Raw genomic sequence first — 18,724 nt, forward strand, 5'->3', positions numbered from 1 at the left:
AAGGAGCCGACGTGACCCGGCAGACCATCTCGACCCCGGACGCCCCGACCTCGCCGTTCTACAGCCAAGGGGTGAAGGCCGGACCGCAGGTCTTCGTCTCGGGGACGACCGGCATCGACCCGAGCACCGGTCACCTCGCCGGTGACACCATCCAGGCCCAGACCCGCCAGGCGCTGACCAACTGCCGGGCCGTGCTGGCGGCCGGCGGCGCGAGCCTCGACGACGTCGTCGAGGTGGGCGTGCTGCTCGCCGCTCCCGAGGACTTCGCGGGGATGAACGAGGAGTACGCGCGGTGGTTCCCCACGGACCCGCCCACCCGCTACGCGGCCAAGCTGGGCGTCGAGGTCCCCGGACTGCTGGTCTCGATCCGGATGACCGCGTTCACCGGCTGAACCTCGGCCCGCGGGTTCTCCCGACCTCCGGTCAGCTCGCGTTCCGCACCGCGTGACGCACCTGCACCACGCCGTTGCCGAACCGCCGGTGCTCCAGCAGTTCGAGGTCGACCCGGACGCCCCGGGGCAGCGCCGGCTTGCCGCCGCCCACGACCACCGGGCACAGCAGCAGCACGACCTCGTCGACCAGACCGTGCCGGAACGCCTCCACGGCCAGCGTCGCGCCCCCGATGCTCAGGTCCGCGCCGGAGGCGTCCTTGAGCGCCCGCACCGCGTCAGGATCGAAACTCCGCTCGATCCGTGTCCGGGCCGTGGATACCGCATCGAGGGTGGCGGAGTAGACCACCTTGTCGGTGTCGCGCCAGATCTCCGCGTACGCGCGGACGACGTCCGGTTCCCCCCGCAACCACTCGTCGTCCTCCCAGACGCGCATGGTCTCGTACATCCGTCGGCCGTAGAGCGAGGTCCCGACGCGGCGTTCGTGCTCGTTCCAGAAGGCGTGCACCTCCTCGTCGGGCACCGACCAGTCGAAGGCGCCGGTCTCGTCCTCGAGGTAGCCGTCCAGCGACGTGTTCGCTGCGTAGACGAGCTTGCCCACGGGTGCCTCCGCTCTGAGGGGGTTTCAGCCTCCCGCCTCACGAGGTCAGCGACAAGAGGGTGCGCGGAATCACGCGCGGCGGGTCCAGGTCGTGAGGCTGCTGATCCGGTGGAAACCCAGCCGCTCCAGCACGGGCCGGCTGTCCTCGGAGGCCGCGACGTCGAGGAACCGCACCCCGCGGGCCCGCGCGACGGCGGCCCGGTGCGCCACGAGGGCCCGGTAGGTCCCGCGCCCGCGCCAGGACGGCAGGGTCGCCCCGCCGCGCAGCCCGGCGAACGACGTTCCCGGCCGAAACGTCAACCAGGCTCCCGAGACGACCTCCCCACCACCGTGGGCCAGCAGGACCACGGTGTCGGCAGGCTCTGCGGCCCACCGGGCGGCGACCTCGTCGACGACCCCACCGAGGTCCGCACCCCAGACCCGCGACTGCAGGTCCGCCCGCGCCGAGAGACCCGACGCGTCCTCGACCCGCGTCACCTCGATCCCGGGCTCGGGCCCAGCGAGGTCGGCGACCGCCGCCACCATCAACGCACCCGACCGACCGGCCGTGAACCCCTGGTCCCGCAGCACCCCGGGGGCCAGCGCGTCGTGCTCGCAGCGTTGCCAGCGCACGTCCACGTCCGAGGGGAGGGCCTCGACGTCCGCCGCACCGGCCGTCCGGTCGGGCTGGACGACGAGTCCCCGCGGCGTCCACACCAGCGAGGCGGAACCGCGCCGCTCGTAGGAGTACCCCGTGCGGGGGACCGCCGGAACCCACCCACGCACCTCGTCGTCGAACGCGTCGAGCACGATCACTCCCCGTGGAGCCGTCGCCGGAGTTCCGCTGCGTGCCGTTGCAGCGCCTCGACCAGTTCAGCACGGCGGGCCTCGTCGACGTCCTCGTGCCGGAACGTCAGCGCGAGGCTGCTGGTCGGCCAGCCGCTGCGGTCCAGCACCGCGACCGCCACCGACGCCAACCCCTCGGTGATCTCCCCGTCCTCGCTCGCCCAGCCCCGGGCCCGGGTCCGGACCAGTTCGGCACGCAACCCCGCGTGCGTCTGCGTCGTCACCCCGCGGCGGGTGAACGCCGACGCGTCCGGGAACAGCGCCCGCACCTGCTCGCGCGGCAGGGCGGCCAGCAGCGCCCGCCCGCTCGCCGTCAGGTGCGACGGCAACCGCACCCCGACGTCGGTGACCAGCGCGGGCCGCCGGGGCGCGCGTTCCTCGACCAGGTACACGACCTCGCGGCCGACGAGCACGGCCAGGTGCGCGCTCTCACCGACCCGGTCCACCAGCGTCGCCAGCACCGGTCGTCCCAGCCGCGTGATCGGTTCCTGCCGGACGTAGCCCGAGCTCAGCTCGAACGCGGCGATGCCCAGCCCGTAGCGTCGGGCCTCGGGGAAGTGCAGGACGAAACCCTGCTCGGCCAGCGTGCTCAGCAGCCGGTAGACGCTGGAGCGCGGGAGTCCCAGCGACCGGGCCAGCGTCGCCGCGGCCACCGGACCCTGCTGCGCGGCCATGAACGACAGGATGCGGAGCGCCGCCGCGACGGTCGGAGCCTCCGCGCTGGTCACCACGCCGTGAAGTGTCCAGCACCCTGGACACCAGCGCCGCGCCGGGCGGCGACGTGCCCCGCGAACCGGTGTCTGATGGCGGGTGTGAACACCGTCATCGTGTCGTCCGGACCGGTCTCACCGGCCGACGTCGTCGCCGTCGCCCGCCACGGCGCCCGGATCGATCTCGACCCCGCCGCCCTGACCGAGGTCGAGGCCTCGCGGAAGCGGATCGAGGCGCTCGCCGACGACGTCGAACCGCACTACGGCATCTCGACGGGTTTCGGCGCGCTCGCGACGAAGCACATCCCCACCGAGCAGCGGACCCAGTTGCAGCGCAGCCTGGTCCGCTCGCACGCGGCGGGTTCCGGCCCGGAGGTCGAGACCGAGGTCGTCCGCGCGACGATGCTGCTGCGCCTCTCCACCCTGATGACCGGGCGCACCGGCGTCCGCGTCGCCACCGCCGAGGCCTACGCCGCGCTGCTGAACGCCCACCTCACCCCCGTCGTGTTCGAACACGGCTCGCTGGGCTGCTCCGGGGACCTCGCCCCGCTCGCGCACTGCGCGCTGGCCGTCATGGGCGAGGGCACCGTCCGCACCCGCGAGGGCGAGGAACTCCCGGCCGCGCAGGCCCTCGCGGCGGCGGGTCTGGAACCCGTCGTCCTCGCCGAGAAGGAGGGCCTGGCCCTCATCAACGGCACCGACGGCATGCTCGGCCAGCTCGTCCTGGCCCTCGACACCCTCGAGAACCTGTTCGCGACCGCCGACCTGGCGGCTGCGATGAGCGTCGAGGCGCTGCTCGGCACCGACGCCGTCTTCGCCGACGACCTGCAGGCGCTGCGTCCCCAGACCGGCCAGCGCATCGCCGCCGGCAACCTCCGCCGGGCGCTGGCGGGCTCGCCCATCGTGGCCAGCCACCGGGGCCCCGAGTGCACCCGCGTGCAGGACGCCTACTCGCTGCGCTGTGCCCCGCAGGTCCACGGCGCCGGCCGCGACACCGCCGCGCACGCCCTGAACGTCGCCACCGCGGAACTCGCCGCCGCCGTCGACAACCCCGTGGTGACCCCGGACGGGCGCGTGGAGTCCAACGGGAACTTCCACGGCGCCCCCGTCGGCTACGTCCTCGACTTCCTGGCCATCGCGGTCGCCGACCTCGCGAGCATCTCCGAACGCCGCACCGACCGGTTGCTCGACACCAAGCGCAGCCACGGCCTGCCCGCGTTCCTCGCCCACGACGCGGGCGTCGACTCCGGGTTGATGATCGCCCAGTACACCTCCGCGGGGATCGTCAGCGAACTCAAGCGCCTCGCCGTTCCCGCCTCGGTCGACTCGATCCCGAGTTCGGCCATGCAGGAGGACCACGTCTCGATGGGCTGGTCCGCAGCCCGCAAGTTGCGTCGCGCCCTCGACGGCCTCACCCGCGTCCTCGCCATCGAGGTCATGACCGCCGCCCGCGGTCTGGACCTGCGATCACCCCTGCAGCCCGGACCGACCACCGGAGCGGTCCTCGCCCGTGTCCGCGAGACCACCGCAGGTCCCGGACCCGACCGCTTCCTCGCCCCGGAGATCGAGGCCGTCGTGGCCGCGGTCGTCTCGGGCGAACTGCTCGCCGCCGCCCGTTCCGTCACCGAGATCGCCTGAGGAGAACCGCCGTGGAACACCTGCCCCGCCCCGTCCGCGCCCAGCGCGGCAACGAACTGCAGGCCAAGAGCTGGCAGACCGAGGCGCCGCTGCGCATGCTCATGAACAACCTCGACGCCGAGGTCGCGGAACGTCCCGACGACCTCGTCGTCTACGGCGGCACCGGCAAGGCCGCCCGCTCCTGGGAGGCCTACGACGCGATCGTCCGCACGCTCGAGACCCTGGAGGACGACGAGACCCTGCTGGTGCAGTCCGGCAAACCCGTCGGGGTGTTCCGCACCCACGAGTGGGCGCCCCGCGTCCTCATCGCGAACTCGAACCTCGTCGGCGACTGGGCGACCTGGCCGGAGTTCCGCAGGCTGGAACAGGCCGGGCTGACGATGTACGGCCAGATGACCGCGGGTTCCTGGATCTACATCGGCACCCAGGGGATCCTGCAGGGCACCTACGAGACGTTCGCCGCCGTCGCCGACAAGAAGTTCGGCGGAACCCTCGCCGGCACGATCACCCTCACCGGCGGGGCCGGCGGCATGGGCGGTGCGCAGCCGCTCGCGGTGACCCTCAACGAGGGTGCGGTCATCGTCGTCGACGTCGACCGCGCCCGGCTGCAGCGTCGTGTCGACCACGGCTACCTGGACGAGCTCGCCACCGACCTCGACGACGCGCTCGCCCGCGTCGTGAGGGCCCGCGACGAACGCCGCGGCCTCTCCGTCGGGGTCGTCGGCAACGCGGCGACCGTGTTCACCGAGCTCCTCGACCGGGGCGCACCGATCGACGTCGTCACCGACCAGACCTCCGCGCACGACCCGCTCAGCTACCTCCCCGAGGGGGTCACCGTCGAGGACTGGCACGACCTCGCCGCGAAGGACCCGGAGGGTTTCACCCTCATGGCCCGGGCGTCGATGGCCAAGCACGTCAAGGCCATGGTCGACTTCCAGGACCGCGGGGCCGAGGTGTTCGACTACGGCAACTCGATCCGCCAGGAGGCCGTCCTCGGCGGCTACGACCGGGCGTTCGAGTTCCCCGGTTTCGTCCCGGCCTACATCCGCCCGCAGTTCGCCGAGGGGCGCGGGCCGTTCCGCTGGGTCGCGCTCTCGGGCGACCCGAAGGACATCGAGCGCACCGACCGCGCGATCCTCGAACTGTTCCCGCACGACGAGAAGCTCCGCCGCTGGATCACCGCCGCGGGGGAGAAGGTGCACTTCGAGGGCCTGCCCGCACGGATCTGCTGGCTCGGCTACAAGGAACGTCACCTCGCCGGGCTGAAGTTCAACGAACTCGTCGCGAACGGCGAGATCTCCGCACCCATCGTCATCGGCCGCGACCACCTCGACTCCGGTTCCGTGGCCTCGCCCTACCGCGAGACCGAGGCCATGGCCGACGGTTCCGACGCCATCGCCGACTGGCCGCTGCTGAACGCCCTGCTGAACACCGCCTCCGGGGCCACGTGGGTCTCGCTGCACCACGGGGGCGGCGTCGGCATCGGCCGTTCCATCCACGCCGGTCAGGTCACCGTCGCCGACGGCACCGACCTCGCCGCGCAGAAGATCGAACGCGTCCTCACCAACGACCCGGGGACGGGCGTCATGCGCCACGTCGACGCCGGGTACGAACGCGCCGCCGAGGTCGCGCGCGAACGGGGTCTGCGCGTCCCCATGTGGGAACGGTGAGCTCCTTCTGGTGCGAGTCGGCGTGGCTCGACGGGGGCCCCGCGCGCGGGGTCCGCGTCGAGTCCACGAACGGCCGCACCACGTCCGTCACCCGCGAACCCCGGCCGCTCGACGGTGACCGGGAACTCCGGGGCCTGGTGTTCCCGGGGTTCGCCAACGCGCACTCCCACGCCTTCCACCGCGGGCTGCGCGGGCGCACCCACCAGCGCAACGGGACGGACGGGGGCACGTTCTGGACCTGGCGCACCGCCATGTACGCCCTCGCCGGCCGCCTCGACCCCGACGGCTACCGGGAGCTCGCGACGGCCGCGTTCACCGAGATGGTCCTCGCCGGCTGGACCGCCGTGGGGGAGTTCCACTACCTGCACCACCGCCCCGACGGAACCCCCTACGACGACCCGAACGCGTTCGCCCTGGCCCTGCGGGACGCCGCCCGCACCGCCGGGATCCGCCTCACCCTGCTCGACACGCTCTACCTGACCTCCGCCCCCGGGAAACCCCCGCTGGCGGAACAGCGCCGGTTCTCCGACGGCACCGCGCAGGCCTGGGCCACCCGCGTCCGGGCGATCCCCACCGACGAGTTCTTCCGGGTCGGAGTCGCCGCGCACTCGGTGCGGGCCGTCGGTCCCGCCGACCTCACCGTCGTCGCCGAGACGGGCTGGGACCTCGGGGTCCCGGTGCACGTCCACCTCTCCGAGCAACCCGCCGAGAACGAGGCCTGCCGGCAGGCCTACGGCTGCACGCCGACGGAACTCCTCGACCGCGCCGGGGTTCTCAGCCCGGCGCTGACCGTCGTGCACGCCAACCACGTCACCGACGCCGACGTCGCGTTGCTGGGTGCCCGCCAGGTCTCCGTCGCGGCCTGCCCCACGACCGAGGCCGACCTCGGCGACGGTGTGGGACGCAACCGCGCGCTGGCCGACGCGGGGGCGGTCCTCGCCCTCGGCACCGACCAGCACGCGGTGATCGACCCCTTCCTCGAGACCCGCGGTCTCGAGGCCGCCGCCCGACTCGGGTCGTTGCGGCGCGGGGTGTTCGACCCCGCGGAACTGCTCGCCGCGCTCACCACCGGCGGCCACCGCAGCCTCGGGCTGGAGGGCGGGTCGATCGTCGTGGGCCAGCCCTGCGACCTCGTCGCCGTCGACACGGGGTCGGTCCGCACAGCCGGTTCCGACCCGGCCCAGGTCCCGATGACGGCGACCGCGCAGGACGTCACCGACGTCGTCGTCGCAGGGGAGTTCCGCGTCCGTGGCGGGCAGCACGAGACCGTCCCCCGCGAGCGCGTCGCCGAGATCCTCCGGAGCCTGACGTGAGCACCGTCTACACGGGGATCGGCGAACTCACCACGAACGACCCGGAGGTCGGCGGCCCCGCAGGTGACCAGGACCTGCTCGCCCGCATCCTCGACGCCGCCCTCGTCGTCGAGCACGGCCGGGTCGCCTGGACCGGTCCCGCCGCCCACGCCCCCGCCGCCGACGACCGCGTCGACCTCGGCGGCCGCGCCGTCCTGCCCGGCTGGGTCGACTCCCACTCCCACCTCGTCTTCGCCGGTGACCGCACGAGCGAGTTCGAGGCCCGGATGGCCGGGAAGCCCTACGCGGCGGGCGGTATCGCCACGACCGTGGCCGCGACCCGCGCCGCCACCGACGACCAGCTGCGCGCGGGACTGCACCGGCACGTCGCCGAGGCGCTCGCGCAGGGCACCACGACGCTGGAGACGAAGACCGGTTACGGGCTGACCGTGGCCGAGGAACTCCGCGCGGCGCGGCTGGCGGCCGAGGTCACCGACGAGGTCAGCTGGCTCGGCGCCCACATCGTCGCCCCCGGCGTCTCCGCCGAGGACTACCTCGCCGAACTCGTGGGCCCCCAGCTCGAGGCCGTGGCGGGTCACGTCCGCTGGGCCGACGTGTTCTGCGAGACGGGCGCCTTCGACGAGGAGCAGTCCCGCGCCGTCCTGCTCGCCGCCCGGGGCGCGGGCCTCGGCCTGCGCGTCCACGGCAACCAGCTCACGCAAGGACCGGGCGTGCGCCTGGCCTGCGAACTCGACGCCGCCAGCGTCGACCACTGCAACCACCTCGCCCCGGCCGACGTCGACGCCCTCGCCGCCTCGGACACGGTGGCGACCGTCCTCCCCGCCTGCGACCTCTCGACCCGGCAACCCCTCGCGCCCGCGCGGCGGCTCCTGGACGCGGGCGCGCAGGTCGCGATCGCCGCCAACTGCAACCCCGGTTCCAGCTACACCAGTTCCGTCGCGTTCTGCGTCGCGACGGCGGTCCTGCAGATGCACCTCACCGTCGCCGAAGCCGTCCACGCCGCGACCTTCGGCGGGGCACAGGCCCTGCGCCGCAGCGACGTCGGCCGGCTCACGGTCGGCGCCCGGGCCGACCTGCACGTCCTCGACGCCCCCTCGGTGACCCACCTCGCCTACCGCCCCGGCGTCCCCCTCACCCACGCCGTCCACCGCGCGTCCCGGACGGACTGACTTCGCCGATCCGGCAGACCGCAGCCCTCGTGCCGGTCCATGCTGACCCCGTGACCGACGTGTTCGACGCCCCCGACGTCCTGCTCTACGAGCACCGGGGGACCTTCTCGGTCCGGCACCGCTACGAGATCGTCCTGCCCGACGGCACCCCCGCCGCCGCCGTCGAGGAGACCCTCGGCGCCGGCGGCGCCTTCTTCGGGAGGGTGGTCTCCTCGCGCTACCTCGTCCAGGACGCGAGCGGGGTCCTGCTGGCGATCGAGCGCCCCGGCAGCTTCGGGAAGTCGGAGTTCTTCGCCACCTGGGCCGACGGCCGACCACTCGGCCGGGTGCGGCAGGAGAACAGCTGGGCCGCGCCCCGTTTCGAGTTCGCCCTGGCCGACGGCCGCCACGGCCGGATGACCGGCGGCGGCTGGGGGAGCCGCGACTGGGACGTCGCCCTGCACGGTGACCCGCGCCCCGCCAGCTCGTGGAAACCGGGCGACGAACCCCGCCGCATCGCCGCCGTCCACCGCGAGCGCCGTTCCTTCGACCGGGTCCTCGTCGACGCCGACGCCTTCGCCCTGTCCACCGACCCGACCCTCGACCGCGACCTGCGGGCCGTCCTGCTCGTCGGGGTCGTCGCCCTCGACGCCGTGCGCGACGCCCGGAAGAACTCCGGCGACTGACTCAGGCCGGGGCGTCCGGGTACGCCTCGCGGTACTCCTGCAGCGTCATCCCCAGCTCTCGCGCGCTCGCGGTGTCCTCTTCGTCGGCGAACGCGTTCCAGTCGTCGACGACGCGCTGGGTCCGCGGCGAGCCCCAGATCATGCACGAGTACGTCTCGTCCTCGGCGACGCCGGGTGGCGGGGGGCACGCGGGCTCCGTCGTCCAGTACTGGTCGACGTCGAAGCAGCTCACCGAGTACGGGTCCCACCCGTTGGTCGTCGCCTCGGCACGTTCGTCGTCCGTCGGCTCGTGCGTCACGCACGTCCGGGTCGGCACGGACGTCGCCATCGGTCCCTCGGAGAGCCACTCGTCGTAGTCCGCCCACTCCTGGTCCGAGGCGGACTCGGCGGGCCGTGTCGTGGGGGCCGAGGTGGGCGCGGCCGCAGTGGGCGCCGACTCCGCACCGCACGCCGCCAGCGTCACCGCGAGGGCGAACAGGGGCAGGACCACGCGACGCACCGCAGCACGCTCCCAGCCTCCGCACGGCTCGCAGGGCCCGGCCGCCGCCGTCTCACCCGTTCGGACCACCGCAGGAGACCGTCCAGGCCCAGGAGGGTGGATGGGAGGATCGGCAGGTGCACCCCGACGCCCCGCCCTTCGGTCTCCTCCTCGACGTCGACGGGCCGATCGCCAGCCCGGTGACGCGTTCGATCAGCGCGGCGGGGTTGCTGGACAGCCTGCTCGAACTGCTGGCCGCGGGGATCCCCGTCGTCTTCAACACCGGCCGCTCCGACGACTTCCTGCGCACGCAGGTCGTCGGCCCGATCCTCGCCGCCGGCCTGCCCGAGCGCGCCCGGTTGCACGCCGTCTGCGAGAAGGGCGCCGTCACCTTCACCGTCACCGCCGCCGGTACGGGCCCGATCGAGGTCGACGAGCAGGTCGCCGTCCCGCGCCCCGCCGTCGAACGCCTCGAAGCGCTGGCCCGCGAGCACTACGCCGACGTCGTCTTCGTCGACGGCGGCAAGCGCGCCATGGTCTCCCTCGAGCAGCGCCTCGACGTCGACTCCGCGGCCTACCTCGCCCGCCAGCCCGAGTTCGAGGAGGCGGCGATGGCCGTCTTCGCCGACCTCGACCTCGGGGCGACCTGGAAGGGCGTCGACCAGCCCGACTCCGCCGGCCGGGTCGACTGGCGCATCGACCCGACGATCATCTCCACCGACATCGAGTCCGTGCTGCTGGGCAAGGACCGGGGGGCCGAGATGGCGCTGCGCCTGCTCGCCACCGACGGTCCGCCGCCCACCGCCTGGCGCACCGTCGGCGACTCCCGCACCGACTACGCGATGGCCGACTGGCTGCACGCGCAGGGTCACGCCGTCGTCCACGTCGACGTCCGCCCCGCCGACGGCGTCCCCACCACCCCCTACCCGGTGCTGCAGCCCCGCCACACCGTCAACGACCTCGCCGGCGCCGCCTGGCTCGCGCGCCTGGCCGCCGTCGTCCGCGGCGACGCCCCCGACGACCTCGACTTCGACACCCCGCAGCCGTGATCTTGCAGGGATTCCCAGCAAGATCACGAACTGGGTGGAGTGGTCGCTTAGGCTTCTGGCGTGGCTGAGCAGCGGATCGACACCCAGTACGAGGACCTCCTGCGACACGTCCTCGCCACCGGCACCCCCAAGTCCGACCGCACCGGCACCGGGACGCGCAGCGTCTTCGGCCACCAGATGCGCTACGACCTCGCCGCCGGGTTCCCGCTGATCACCACCAAGCGCGTGCACTTCAAGTCCATCGCGCTGGAGCTCCTCTGGTTCCTGCGTGGCGACGGCAACGCCCGCTGGCTGCAGGAGCGCGGCGTGACGATCTGGGACGAGTGGGCCGACGAGAACGGCGACCTCGGTCCCGTCTACGGCGTGCAGTGGCGGTCCTGGCCGACCCCGGACGGGCGCCACGTCGACCAGATCACCGAGGTCCTGAACACCCTGCGGACCGACCCGGACTCCCGCCGCATGATCGTCTCGGCCTGGAACGTCGCCGAGCTCGACAAGATGGCCCTCGCCCCCTGCCACGCGTTCTTCCAGTTCCACGTCGCCGACGGCAAGCTGTCCTGCCAGCTCTACCAGCGCTCGGCCGACCTCTTCCTCGGCGTCCCGTTCAACATCGCCAGCTACGCCCTGCTGACGATGCTCGTCGCCCAGGAGGTCGGCCTCGCACCGGGCGACTTCGTCTGGACCGGCGGCGACTGCCACGTCTACGACAACCACGTCGAGCAGGTCGAGGAACAGCTCTCCCGGACGCCGTACCCGTTCCCGCAGCTGACGATCGCCCCCAAGGGCCTGTTCGAGGTCGCCTACGAGGACCTCGAGGTCGTGGACTACCAGCACCACCCCACGATCAAGGCTCCCGTGGCGGTGTGACCCGGTGATCGGTCTGGTGTGGGCCCAGAGCGCCAACGGCGTCATCGGGGCGGACGGCCGGATCCCCTGGCGGATCCCCGAGGACATGGCCCACTTCTCCGAACTCACCGCCGGCTCCACCGTCGTCATGGGCCGCGCCACGTGGGAGTCCCTGCCGCCGAGGTTCCGGCCCCTGCCCGAGCGTCGCAACGTCGTCCTCTCCCGCGCCGCGGACTACGTCGCCGCCGGCGCCGAGGTCATCCACGACCTGACCACGGCGCTCGCGGGCACCGGTCCCGCAGCCGGTGACGTCTGGGTCATCGGCGGTCAGGCCGTCTACCAGGCCGCCCTCGGACACGCCGACGTCCTCGTCGTCACCGAGGTGGACCTCGAGGTCGAGGGCGACACGCGCGCACCCCGGGTCGGGGAGGAGTGGTCGCGGACGGAGACGGGGGAGTGGCGCACCTCCTCGAAGGGGCCGCGCTTCCGGATCTGCACCTGGCACCGATCGGGCTGAACCCCTCGCGTCGGGACGCACTTCGTGGCACCGTGAGGCATCGAGCCCCTACGGGGCTCCCGGCCGGAGGAGTGCCTCGTGACCCTCTTCGTCTCGTTCTTCGTGATCCTGCTGGTGGCGGCCGTCGTCGGTCGCGTCTGCTCCTCGTCGCGGCCGGGTGACCGTCCGGGCGTCGAGCCGGACCGGGTCCACCTCCCCGACACCGGCCACCACTCCGGTTGGGCCCACGCCCAGGACCGCCGCCGCGACTGACGTCAGTCGCTGAGGTCGTAGACCGTCGTCGTGCCGACGGTGACCGCGGTGTGCGCCGCGGCCGCCCACGCGACGACGTCCGACGTCGCCGCCGACGTCGACCCGTGGGGGACCAGCAGGTACCGCACCCGTCCGGTCGCCACGTAGGACTGGAACTGCGCCAGGCTCATCGCCGCGTCGCCGGTCTCGAGCGTCAGTACCGCGGTGCCGCTGGCGAGCTCGAGCGCCGCCGCGTCCTGCCGGGGGCCGACCGTAGCCGCCGACCAGGTCGTGCCCGCGGCCTGGAGCAAGGACGTCGTCGACGTGTCCGCCGGGCTGCTCGACGCGTCGTGCGCCCGGGCGCCGGCGCCGAGACCCGCGGACAGCACCAGGGCCAGGACCAGCACGACCCGCGGTGCGCCCCGCCACCGTCGCCACAGCCACGCGCCACCCAGCGCGAGAGCCGTCGCCGCCAGCGGAGCCAGCACCCCGGCCGCCGGGCCGGTCCACACCCCCGAGGAGACCGGTGGACCCCCCGGCCAGCCCCGCGCCGAGCGACCAGCGGGCCGAGCCCCGGTGGCGGACGAGGAGGTACCCCGTGACGCCCAGCAGCAGCGCCGTCTGGGCCTCGTCCCCCGAGCGCAGCAGCAGGGCCAGCACCGCACCGGCCACCAGACCTGCGGAGGGACCGGCGATCCGCCGGACGGCCACGGTCAGGACCGCCACGGCCAGGACGGTCAGCACGGTCGCGAGCACGACGAGGTCCGCGGAGGTGGAGATCCGCAGCACCAGTCCGGAGAGCCATCCCGTCGCAGGCGCCCCGACGGAGGTCGCCGCCTGCGGGTCGAGGGTCCCGAAGAACCACGCCTTCCAGCTCTGCGACCCCGACCACGCGACGGCCCGGTCGAGCACGTCGATGCGGTTCGGCTGGAGCGAACGGGCCACCACGGTCGCCGCGAGCAGGGCGAGCACCCCGGTCCGACCCCGTCGCGGTCGGGCGAGCGCTCGGGTGGCCACGGGAACGGGGATCTCCCGGGCGGCGAGCGCGGCGGCTGGGGTCATGCCTCCACCGTCTGCCGCCCACCGCGGTGTCACACCGGTGTTCCCCGTGCGGTCCCTGTGAGGCTGACCCGACCGGGTGGCGGCGCGGAACAGTCCCGTCCTGCCGGAGGTTGCCCACGGCGTGAAGGTGGAGATCTGGTCCGACGTCGTGTGTCCCTGGTGCTACATCGGCAAGCGCCGCTTCGAGAGCGCGCTGCGCGCCTTCGAGCACCGCGAGGACGTCGAGGTGGAGTGGAAGTCCTTCGAGCTGGACCCCACGACGCAGTCGGTGACGACCCGCGCCGACGGACCCAGCGACGCCCACGCGCACAAGCTGTCGGCCAAGATCGGCCGACCGGTGGAAGAGGTGCGGGAACTCATCGCCCACGTCGACGCCGTGGCCGCCGCCGAAGGCCTGGAGTTCCACCAGGACGTCTCCGTTCCCGCGAACACCGTCAACGCCCACCAGTTGCTGCACCTGGCGCGCGAGCACGGTGTCCAGGACGCCGTGAAGGAACGCTTCCTGCACGCCAACTTCTCGGAGGGCGAGCCCCTCGGTGACGACGACACCCTGGTCCGCCTGGCCGCCGAGGCCGGCCTGGACGAGGCCGAGTCGCGGGCGGTGCTGGCCGAGGACCGCTACGTCGACGCCGTGCGCGCGGACGTCGCCGAGGCCCAGGCCCTCGGCGCTCGCGGGGTCCCGTTCTTCGTGATCGACCGCAAGTACGGCATCGCGGGCGCCCAGCCGACCGAGCAGTTCCTGCAGGTGCTGCAGCGGGCCTGGCAGGAGAGCCGCCCCCTCACCCTCGTCGGCGGCGACGACGCGGAGGCCTGCGGCCCCGAGGGCTGCGCGATCTGAGGCTGCGCTCGCGGGGGTGGGATCGTTGCCTCCCCGATGACACTAGACGTCCTCGGGGAGGCAACGATCCCACCGAAGAACCCCCGTCAGGCGACGTCCACCCCGAAGTCCTGCGCGATCCCCCGCAGCCCGGACGCGTACCCCTGCCCGACGGCGCGGAACTTCCACTCGCCGTTGTAGCGGTAGATCTCACCGAACACCATCGCGGTCTCGGTCGAGGCGTCCTCGGACAGGTCGTAGCGCACGACCTCGCTGCCGTCGGTCCGGTTGACCATGCGGATGAACGCGTTCATCACCTGACCGAAGCTCTGCCGACGCGCCTCGGCGTCGTGGATCGAGACCGCGAAGACGATCTTGTCGACGTCCTGCGGCACGGAGTTCAGGTCGAGCTCGATGCTCTCGTCGTCACCTTCACCCTCACCGGTGCGGTTGTCCCCGGTGTGGCGCACCGAGCCGTCGGGGCTGCTGAGCTGGTTGTAGAACACGAAGTGGGCGTCCGAGAGGACCTTCCCGTTCGGGCCGAGCAGCAGCGCGCTGGCGTCCAGGTCGAAGTCCATGCCGGTGGTGGTCCGCACGTCCCACCCGAGGCCGACGAGGGCCTCGTTCAGGTCCGGCGCCACCTTCGACAGCGAGACGTTTCCACCCTTGGCGAGAGTCACACCCATGGCGCGAACTTATCCGAGCCGGCTGGACACCGCCTGAGCAGCGCTGGGGGGAACGGTGAGACGTTCGACCAGCAGCTCGACCACGACGTCGACGGACGGGGCGGGCAGTCCGAACAGCGCCCGGAAGTAGATCGGCGCCACCAGGTGGTCGAGGACCCGCGTCGCGCTGGGAACCTCCTCGCCGCGCTGCGCCGCACGGTCCAGGATCTCCTCGGCCTGCGAGCTGCGACCGACCAGACAGGCCGAGCACGCGGACTCGAACCCTTCCGGTGCAACGGGATCCGCGGGTCCGGCGGCGACCGCAGCCCGCAGCAGGGCGAGTTCCGCCGGACGTCGCGACTCGGCGACCAGCGCGGTGGCCCAGGCGTGCAGGTCGCCCCGCAGGCTGCCGGTGTCGGGGACGGCCCCGCTGGTGCCGAAGCGCACGAGGGCGGTGTCGGCCAGCAGGGCGGGGACGTCACCCCACCGTCGGTACACGCTCGTCGCGTTGACCCCGGCGCGGGCGGCGACCTGGGGGATCGTCAACGGTTCGCCCGCGGCCAGCAGGTCGAGCACGGCCTGGTGGACGGCAGCCGTCACCTTGGCGCTGCGCCCGCCCGGGCGCGTCATCGTCGGTGCCATGCGCCTATCCTAATGCAGTTCACGTTGCTTTTGTGCGGGGTGGGGAGTAGTTTCCTCGAGACACCTCCCCGAGTTCCTGGAGCACCCGTGTCCACCGACACCCCCACCCGGACGGGTTTCTCCGTCGTCACCGTCACGCTGGGCCTGCTCGTCGCCGCGAGTTCCGCGCCGTCCCCGATCTTCCCCGTCTACGAGGAGCTCTGGGGGATCGGCGCCACCGCCGTCACCGTCGTCTTCGCGATCTACGCGGCCGCGCTGCTCGTCGCGCTGCTCACCGTCGGCTCGCTCTCCGACCACCTCGGCCGTCGCCGGGTCGTCCTGGTCGCGCTCGTCGGTGTCCTCGCCTCGATGCTCGTGTTCAGCCAGGCGGACTCCGTCGGCTGGCTCGTCCTCGGCCGCGTGGTGCAGGGGTTCTCCACCGGTTCCGCGATCGGCGCGCTGGGCGCCTGGTTGCTCGACCTCGCGGGCCCGGAGCGGGCCGCGACGGCGCAGCTGGTCAACGGGGCGACGCCACCCGTGGGCCTGATGGCCGGCGGACTGGGCTCGGGGCTCCTCGTGCAGTTCGCACCGGCCCCGACCGAACTCGTCTACCTGGTGCTCGCCGGACTGCTCGTCGTCGCAGCCGTCGGGATCGCGCTGACGGCCGACGTGGTCGACCGCGTCCCCGGCGCCCTCGCCTCGCTGCGACCCGTCGTCCGGTTGCCCGCCGCCTCGCGCGCCGCGTTCACGACCTACCTCCCCGGCTTCCTCGGCAGCTGGGGCCTGGGTGGGCTCTGCATGGGGCTGGGGCCCTCGGTCGTGGTCGGGGTCCTGGGGATCGCCAACCACGTCGCCGGTGGGCTCGTCGTCGCGGCCGTCGCCGGGGTGGGGGCGGTGACGGGGGTCCTCACCCGTCACGTCGCCCCGGCCCGGGTCATGACGCTGGGCATGTCCGCGCTCGTCGTCGGGCCGGTCCTGCTGGCCGTCGGTGCGGAAGCCGTGTCGACCCCGTGGTTCTTCGCCGGCGCCCTCGTCGCCGGGATCGGGTTCGGGGCCGGTTTCCAGGGTGCGCTGCGCGGGGTCCTCTCCACGGCTCCCGCCCACGAGCGTGCGGGGGTCCTCGCCGCCGTCTACGTCGTGAGCTACCTGGTCTTCGGGGTCCCCGCCGTGGTCGCGGGTCTGCTGGCCCCGCACGTCGGCCTGACCGCCGTCGTCGACGGCTACGCGGTGCTCGTCGTCCTGGCCGGTCTCGCCGGCCTCGTCCTCGGCGGGGTCCAGCGCGCCCGCCGGACCGCGACCCTCCCGGCCCAGCGCCGTCGACAGGTGGCGCCGGACGACACCGGAGCCCCCTCGCAGTCCTGACCCCGCCGCTACGGTGGAGCGGTGACGTCAAGCGAACGGTCCAACCTGCCGATCACGGACTCGTGACTCTCCACGCCGGTCAGCACATCGCCTTCAGCGGCCACTTCCTCGAACCCCGCGCGGCCCTCGCGGCCCGCGCGGAGGAGGCCGGGCTACACGTCGATCCCGACGTCACCGAGCGCACGGACGTCCTCGTCGCCAACGACGCGGGGTCCGGCTCGTCGTCGGTCCGAGCGGCCATCGCCCACGGCATCCCCCTCCTGGACGAGTACTCCTTCGACGACCTGCTCAGCGCGACGGCCGCCGGCTGACACCCCCGCCGCTCGGGCGAGCGGTCAGATGTGACACGCCCGAAACACCGTGAGCATGCGCTCGTGACCCGGAAGTGGTTGCCTTCCCCAGTCCATCTCGCGATGTTGCACTGTGGAAGGGGACCCGCATGTCCGTCGAAAAGGACACCGGATCAGGGGTCGGCGTCCAGCGCGACTTCTCGCACGAGGACGGTGGGCTGCACAAGGGCCTGAAGAACCGTCAGCTCCAGATGATCGCCATCGGCGGCGCGATCGGGACGGGGCTCTTCCTGGGCGCGGGTGGCCGCCTGGTCACCGCGGGTCCCGGCCTCTTCATCGTCTACGGGATCTGCGGCTTCTTCGTCTTCCTCATGCTGCGGGCCCTCGGCGAGCTCGTCCTGCACCGCCCCTCGTCGGGCTCGTTCGTCTCCTACGCGCGCGAGTTCTACGGCGAGAAGGCCGCCTTCGTCGCCGGCTGGATGTACTGGTTCAACTGGGCCATGACCGCGATCGTCGACATCACCGCGATCGCGACGTACATGCACTACTGGCAGACGTTCTCCTCGGCGCCGCAGTGGCTGCTGGCCCTCATCGCCCTCGTCGTCGTCCTCAGCCTCAACCTCGTCTCGGTCAAGATCTTCGGCGAGATGGAGTTCTGGTTCGCGCTGATCAAGGTCGTCGCGCTGACCGCCTTCCTGCTCGTCGGCATCGTCTTCCTCGCCGGTCGCTTCCCCATCGAGGGGCAGACCACGGGGCTCAGCGTCATCAACGACAACGGCGGCTGGTTCCCGACCGGGGCCGTCCCGCTGGTCGTCGTCATCTCCGGCGTCGTCTTCGCCTACGCCGCCGTCGAGCTCGTCGGCACCGCGGCCGGGGAGACGGAGAACCCCGAGAAGATCATGCCGCGGGCCATCAACACCGTGATCGTCCGCATCGTGATCTTCTACTGCGGTTCGCTGGTCCTGCTCGCGCTGCTGCTGCCCTACACCGCCTACTCCAAGGACACGAGCCCCTTCGTCACGTTCTTCTCCAAGATCGGTGTCCCCGGGGCCGGTGACGTCATGAACTTCGTCGTCCTCACCTCGGCGCTGTCCAGCCTCAACGCCGGTCTCTACTCCACCGGCCGCATCGTGCGGTCGATGGCGCAGAACGGCTCCGCGCCGAAGTTCGCGGCCAAGCTCAACAAGGGCGGGGTCCCCTTCGGGGGCATCGCCATCACCGGGGTCGTCGCCGTCCTCGGTGTCGTCCTCAACAAGGTCGCCCCGGGCCGGGCCTTCGAGATCGTCCTCAACGCCTCCGCCCTGGGCATCATCGCCAGCTGGGGCACGATCGTGCTCTGCCAGCTACGGCTGCACTCCTGGGCCAAGAAGGGGATCGTCACCCGCCCCGACTACCGCCTCTTCGGCGCGCCCTACACCGGCTACGCGGTGCTGGTCTTCCTCGTCGCCGTCCTCGGGATCATGGCCTACGACAAGGACAGCCGCCCCACGGTCTACGCCCTCGGCGTGATCATCCCGCTGCTGGTGGTCGGCTGGTTCTCCGTGCGCAAGCGCGTCCTGGCCGCCGCCGAGGAGCGCATGGGCTACACCGGCGAGTTCCCGGTCAAGGCCAACCGTCCGGGCGACGGCGGCAAGAAGTAAGGGACCCCGCCCCGGAACGAACAGGACGCCGTCGCCCCCCGCGCCTTACGCTGCGGGGGACGGCGGCGTCCTGCTGCGTCCTGCCCGCCCGGCGCTGTGCGGTGCACCCTCGACGAGGCCCCCTGAGGAAACCCTGCGCATGACCGCGCCGAGGGCGGCCATGGCG

22 protein-coding genes are annotated in these 18,724 nt (G+C 72.8%); 15 read left to right on the top strand and 7 right to left on the bottom strand.

What is annotated here, in order from left to right:
• Window positions 1–11: 11 nt before the first annotated feature.
• Entirely contained in the window at window positions 12–392 is a 381-nt protein-coding gene (locus AC0I8G_RS22105) for a RidA family protein (RefSeq protein ID WP_471731854.1), read from the top strand.
• A 31-nt stretch (window positions 393–423) separates the two neighbouring features.
• Here AC0I8G_RS22105 and AC0I8G_RS22110 read toward each other — a convergent pair whose 3' ends face one another.
• The 3 genes from AC0I8G_RS22110 to AC0I8G_RS22120 form a co-directional block, all read right to left on the bottom strand.
• On the bottom strand, window positions 424–990 hold the full coding sequence (locus AC0I8G_RS22110) for a dihydrofolate reductase family protein (protein WP_471731855.1): 567 nt from the start codon (window positions 988–990) through the stop codon (window positions 424–426).
• Between the two features lie 69 nt (window positions 991–1,059).
• The gene (locus tag AC0I8G_RS22115; protein WP_471731856.1) at window positions 1,060–1,779 is read right to left on the bottom strand and encodes a GNAT family N-acetyltransferase; all 720 of its coding nucleotides are present in this window, start codon (window positions 1,777–1,779) and stop codon (window positions 1,060–1,062) included.
• A gap of 2 nt (window positions 1,780–1,781) precedes the next feature.
• Window positions 1,782–2,489 (bottom strand): IclR family transcriptional regulator, encoded by a 708-nt coding sequence (locus AC0I8G_RS22120; RefSeq protein WP_380259593.1) that lies wholly within the window; start codon window positions 2,487–2,489, stop codon window positions 1,782–1,784.
• 129 nt (window positions 2,490–2,618) lie between these two features.
• Here AC0I8G_RS22120 and hutH point away from each other — a divergent pair, with 129 nt between their 5' ends.
• The 5 genes from hutH to AC0I8G_RS22145 are packed head-to-tail and all read left to right on the top strand — an operon-like array spanning window position 2,619 to window position 8,980.
• Complete coding sequence (hutH, locus tag AC0I8G_RS22125; RefSeq protein WP_471731857.1) at window positions 2,619–4,163, top strand: histidine ammonia-lyase; 1,545 nt, start codon at window positions 2,619–2,621, stop codon at window positions 4,161–4,163.
• A 20-nt stretch (window positions 4,164–4,183) separates the two neighbouring features.
• Complete coding sequence (hutU, locus tag AC0I8G_RS22130) at window positions 4,184–5,833, top strand: urocanate hydratase (RefSeq protein ID WP_471731875.1); 1,650 nt, start codon at window positions 4,184–4,186, stop codon at window positions 5,831–5,833.
• The gene (locus AC0I8G_RS22135; protein ID WP_471731858.1) at window positions 5,830–7,146 is read left to right on the top strand and encodes a formimidoylglutamate deiminase; all 1,317 of its coding nucleotides are present in this window, start codon (window positions 5,830–5,832) and stop codon (window positions 7,144–7,146) included. The genes hutU and AC0I8G_RS22135 overlap by 4 nt, the downstream gene beginning before the upstream one ends.
• The gene (gene hutI / locus AC0I8G_RS22140) at window positions 7,143–8,315 is read left to right on the top strand and encodes an imidazolonepropionase (RefSeq protein ID WP_471731859.1); all 1,173 of its coding nucleotides are present in this window, start codon (window positions 7,143–7,145) and stop codon (window positions 8,313–8,315) included. The genes AC0I8G_RS22135 and hutI overlap by 4 nt, the downstream gene beginning before the upstream one ends.
• A 50-nt stretch (window positions 8,316–8,365) precedes the next feature.
• Entirely contained in the window at window positions 8,366–8,980 is a 615-nt protein-coding gene (locus AC0I8G_RS22145; protein ID WP_471731860.1) for an LURP-one-related/scramblase family protein, read from the top strand.
• A 1-nt stretch (window position 8,981) separates the two neighbouring features.
• Here the strand turns inward: AC0I8G_RS22145 and AC0I8G_RS22150 are convergent, their stop codons facing one another.
• Window positions 8,982–9,479 carry a hypothetical protein gene (locus tag AC0I8G_RS22150; protein WP_471731861.1) on the bottom strand — a complete coding sequence of 166 codons (498 nt, stop codon included), beginning with the start codon at window positions 9,477–9,479 and terminating at the stop codon, window positions 8,982–8,984.
• A 116-nt stretch (window positions 9,480–9,595) separates the two neighbouring features.
• Between AC0I8G_RS22150 and AC0I8G_RS22155 the strand changes: the two genes are divergently transcribed.
• From AC0I8G_RS22155 to AC0I8G_RS22170, 4 genes are all read left to right on the top strand, one after another.
• Window positions 9,596–10,507 carry a Cof-type HAD-IIB family hydrolase gene (locus tag AC0I8G_RS22155; protein WP_471731862.1) on the top strand — a complete coding sequence of 304 codons (912 nt, stop codon included), beginning with the start codon at window positions 9,596–9,598 and terminating at the stop codon, window positions 10,505–10,507.
• Window positions 10,508–10,567: 60 nt separating this feature from the next.
• Window positions 10,568–11,374: a thymidylate synthase gene (locus tag AC0I8G_RS22160; RefSeq protein WP_471731863.1), complete on the top strand. Its 807-nt coding sequence runs from the start codon at window positions 10,568–10,570 to the stop codon at window positions 11,372–11,374.
• A 4-nt stretch (window positions 11,375–11,378) separates the two neighbouring features.
• A complete protein-coding gene (locus AC0I8G_RS22165; protein ID WP_471731864.1) occupies window positions 11,379–11,870 on the top strand; it encodes a dihydrofolate reductase in 492 nt (163 codons plus the stop codon).
• 78 nt (window positions 11,871–11,948) lie between these two features.
• Window positions 11,949–12,122 (top strand): hypothetical protein, encoded by a 174-nt coding sequence (locus AC0I8G_RS22170; protein ID WP_328293594.1) that lies wholly within the window; start codon window positions 11,949–11,951, stop codon window positions 12,120–12,122.
• Between the two features lie 2 nt (window positions 12,123–12,124).
• On the opposite strand, the gene AC0I8G_RS22175 is transcribed toward AC0I8G_RS22170, so the two are convergent.
• Entirely contained in the window at window positions 12,125–12,613 is a 489-nt protein-coding gene (locus AC0I8G_RS22175) for a mannosyltransferase YkcB-related protein (RefSeq protein WP_471731865.1), read from the bottom strand.
• Between the two features lie 86 nt (window positions 12,614–12,699).
• Between AC0I8G_RS22175 and AC0I8G_RS22180 the strand changes: the two genes are divergently transcribed.
• Together AC0I8G_RS22180 and AC0I8G_RS22185 are read left to right on the top strand one after the other, a co-directional pair.
• Window positions 12,700–13,224, top strand: coding sequence for a hypothetical protein (locus AC0I8G_RS22180; RefSeq protein ID WP_471731866.1), 525 nt, complete (start codon window positions 12,700–12,702; stop codon window positions 13,222–13,224).
• Window positions 13,225–13,284: 60 nt separating this feature from the next.
• A complete protein-coding gene (locus AC0I8G_RS22185; protein ID WP_471731867.1) occupies window positions 13,285–14,001 on the top strand; it encodes a DsbA family oxidoreductase in 717 nt (238 codons plus the stop codon).
• Window positions 14,002–14,087: 86 nt separating this feature from the next.
• On the opposite strand, the gene AC0I8G_RS22190 is transcribed toward AC0I8G_RS22185, so the two are convergent.
• Together AC0I8G_RS22190 and AC0I8G_RS22195 are read right to left on the bottom strand one after the other, a co-directional pair.
• A complete protein-coding gene (locus tag AC0I8G_RS22190; RefSeq protein ID WP_471731868.1) occupies window positions 14,088–14,666 on the bottom strand; it encodes a TerD family protein in 579 nt (192 codons plus the stop codon).
• A gap of 9 nt (window positions 14,667–14,675) precedes the next feature.
• Window positions 14,676–15,287, bottom strand: a complete 612-nt coding sequence (locus tag AC0I8G_RS22195) for a TetR-like C-terminal domain-containing protein (protein WP_471731869.1) — start codon at window positions 15,285–15,287, stop codon at window positions 14,676–14,678.
• Window positions 15,288–15,374: 87 nt separating this feature from the next.
• On the opposite strand from AC0I8G_RS22195, the gene AC0I8G_RS22200 reads away from it, so the two are divergent.
• The 3 genes from AC0I8G_RS22200 (at window position 15,375) to AC0I8G_RS22210 (ending at window position 18,558) form a co-directional block, all read left to right on the top strand.
• Window positions 15,375–16,628, top strand: coding sequence for an MFS transporter (locus tag AC0I8G_RS22200; protein ID WP_471731870.1), 1,254 nt, complete (start codon window positions 15,375–15,377; stop codon window positions 16,626–16,628).
• A gap of 62 nt (window positions 16,629–16,690) precedes the next feature.
• Window positions 16,691–16,939, top strand: coding sequence for a BRCT domain-containing protein (locus tag AC0I8G_RS22205; RefSeq protein ID WP_471731871.1), 249 nt, complete (start codon window positions 16,691–16,693; stop codon window positions 16,937–16,939).
• A 128-nt stretch (window positions 16,940–17,067) separates the two neighbouring features.
• Entirely contained in the window at window positions 17,068–18,558 is a 1,491-nt protein-coding gene (locus AC0I8G_RS22210; RefSeq protein ID WP_471731872.1) for an amino acid permease, read from the top strand.
• The last annotated feature ends 166 nt before the right edge of the window (window positions 18,559–18,724 follow it).

This window comes from Kineococcus sp. AC630 (assembly GCF_979255925.1).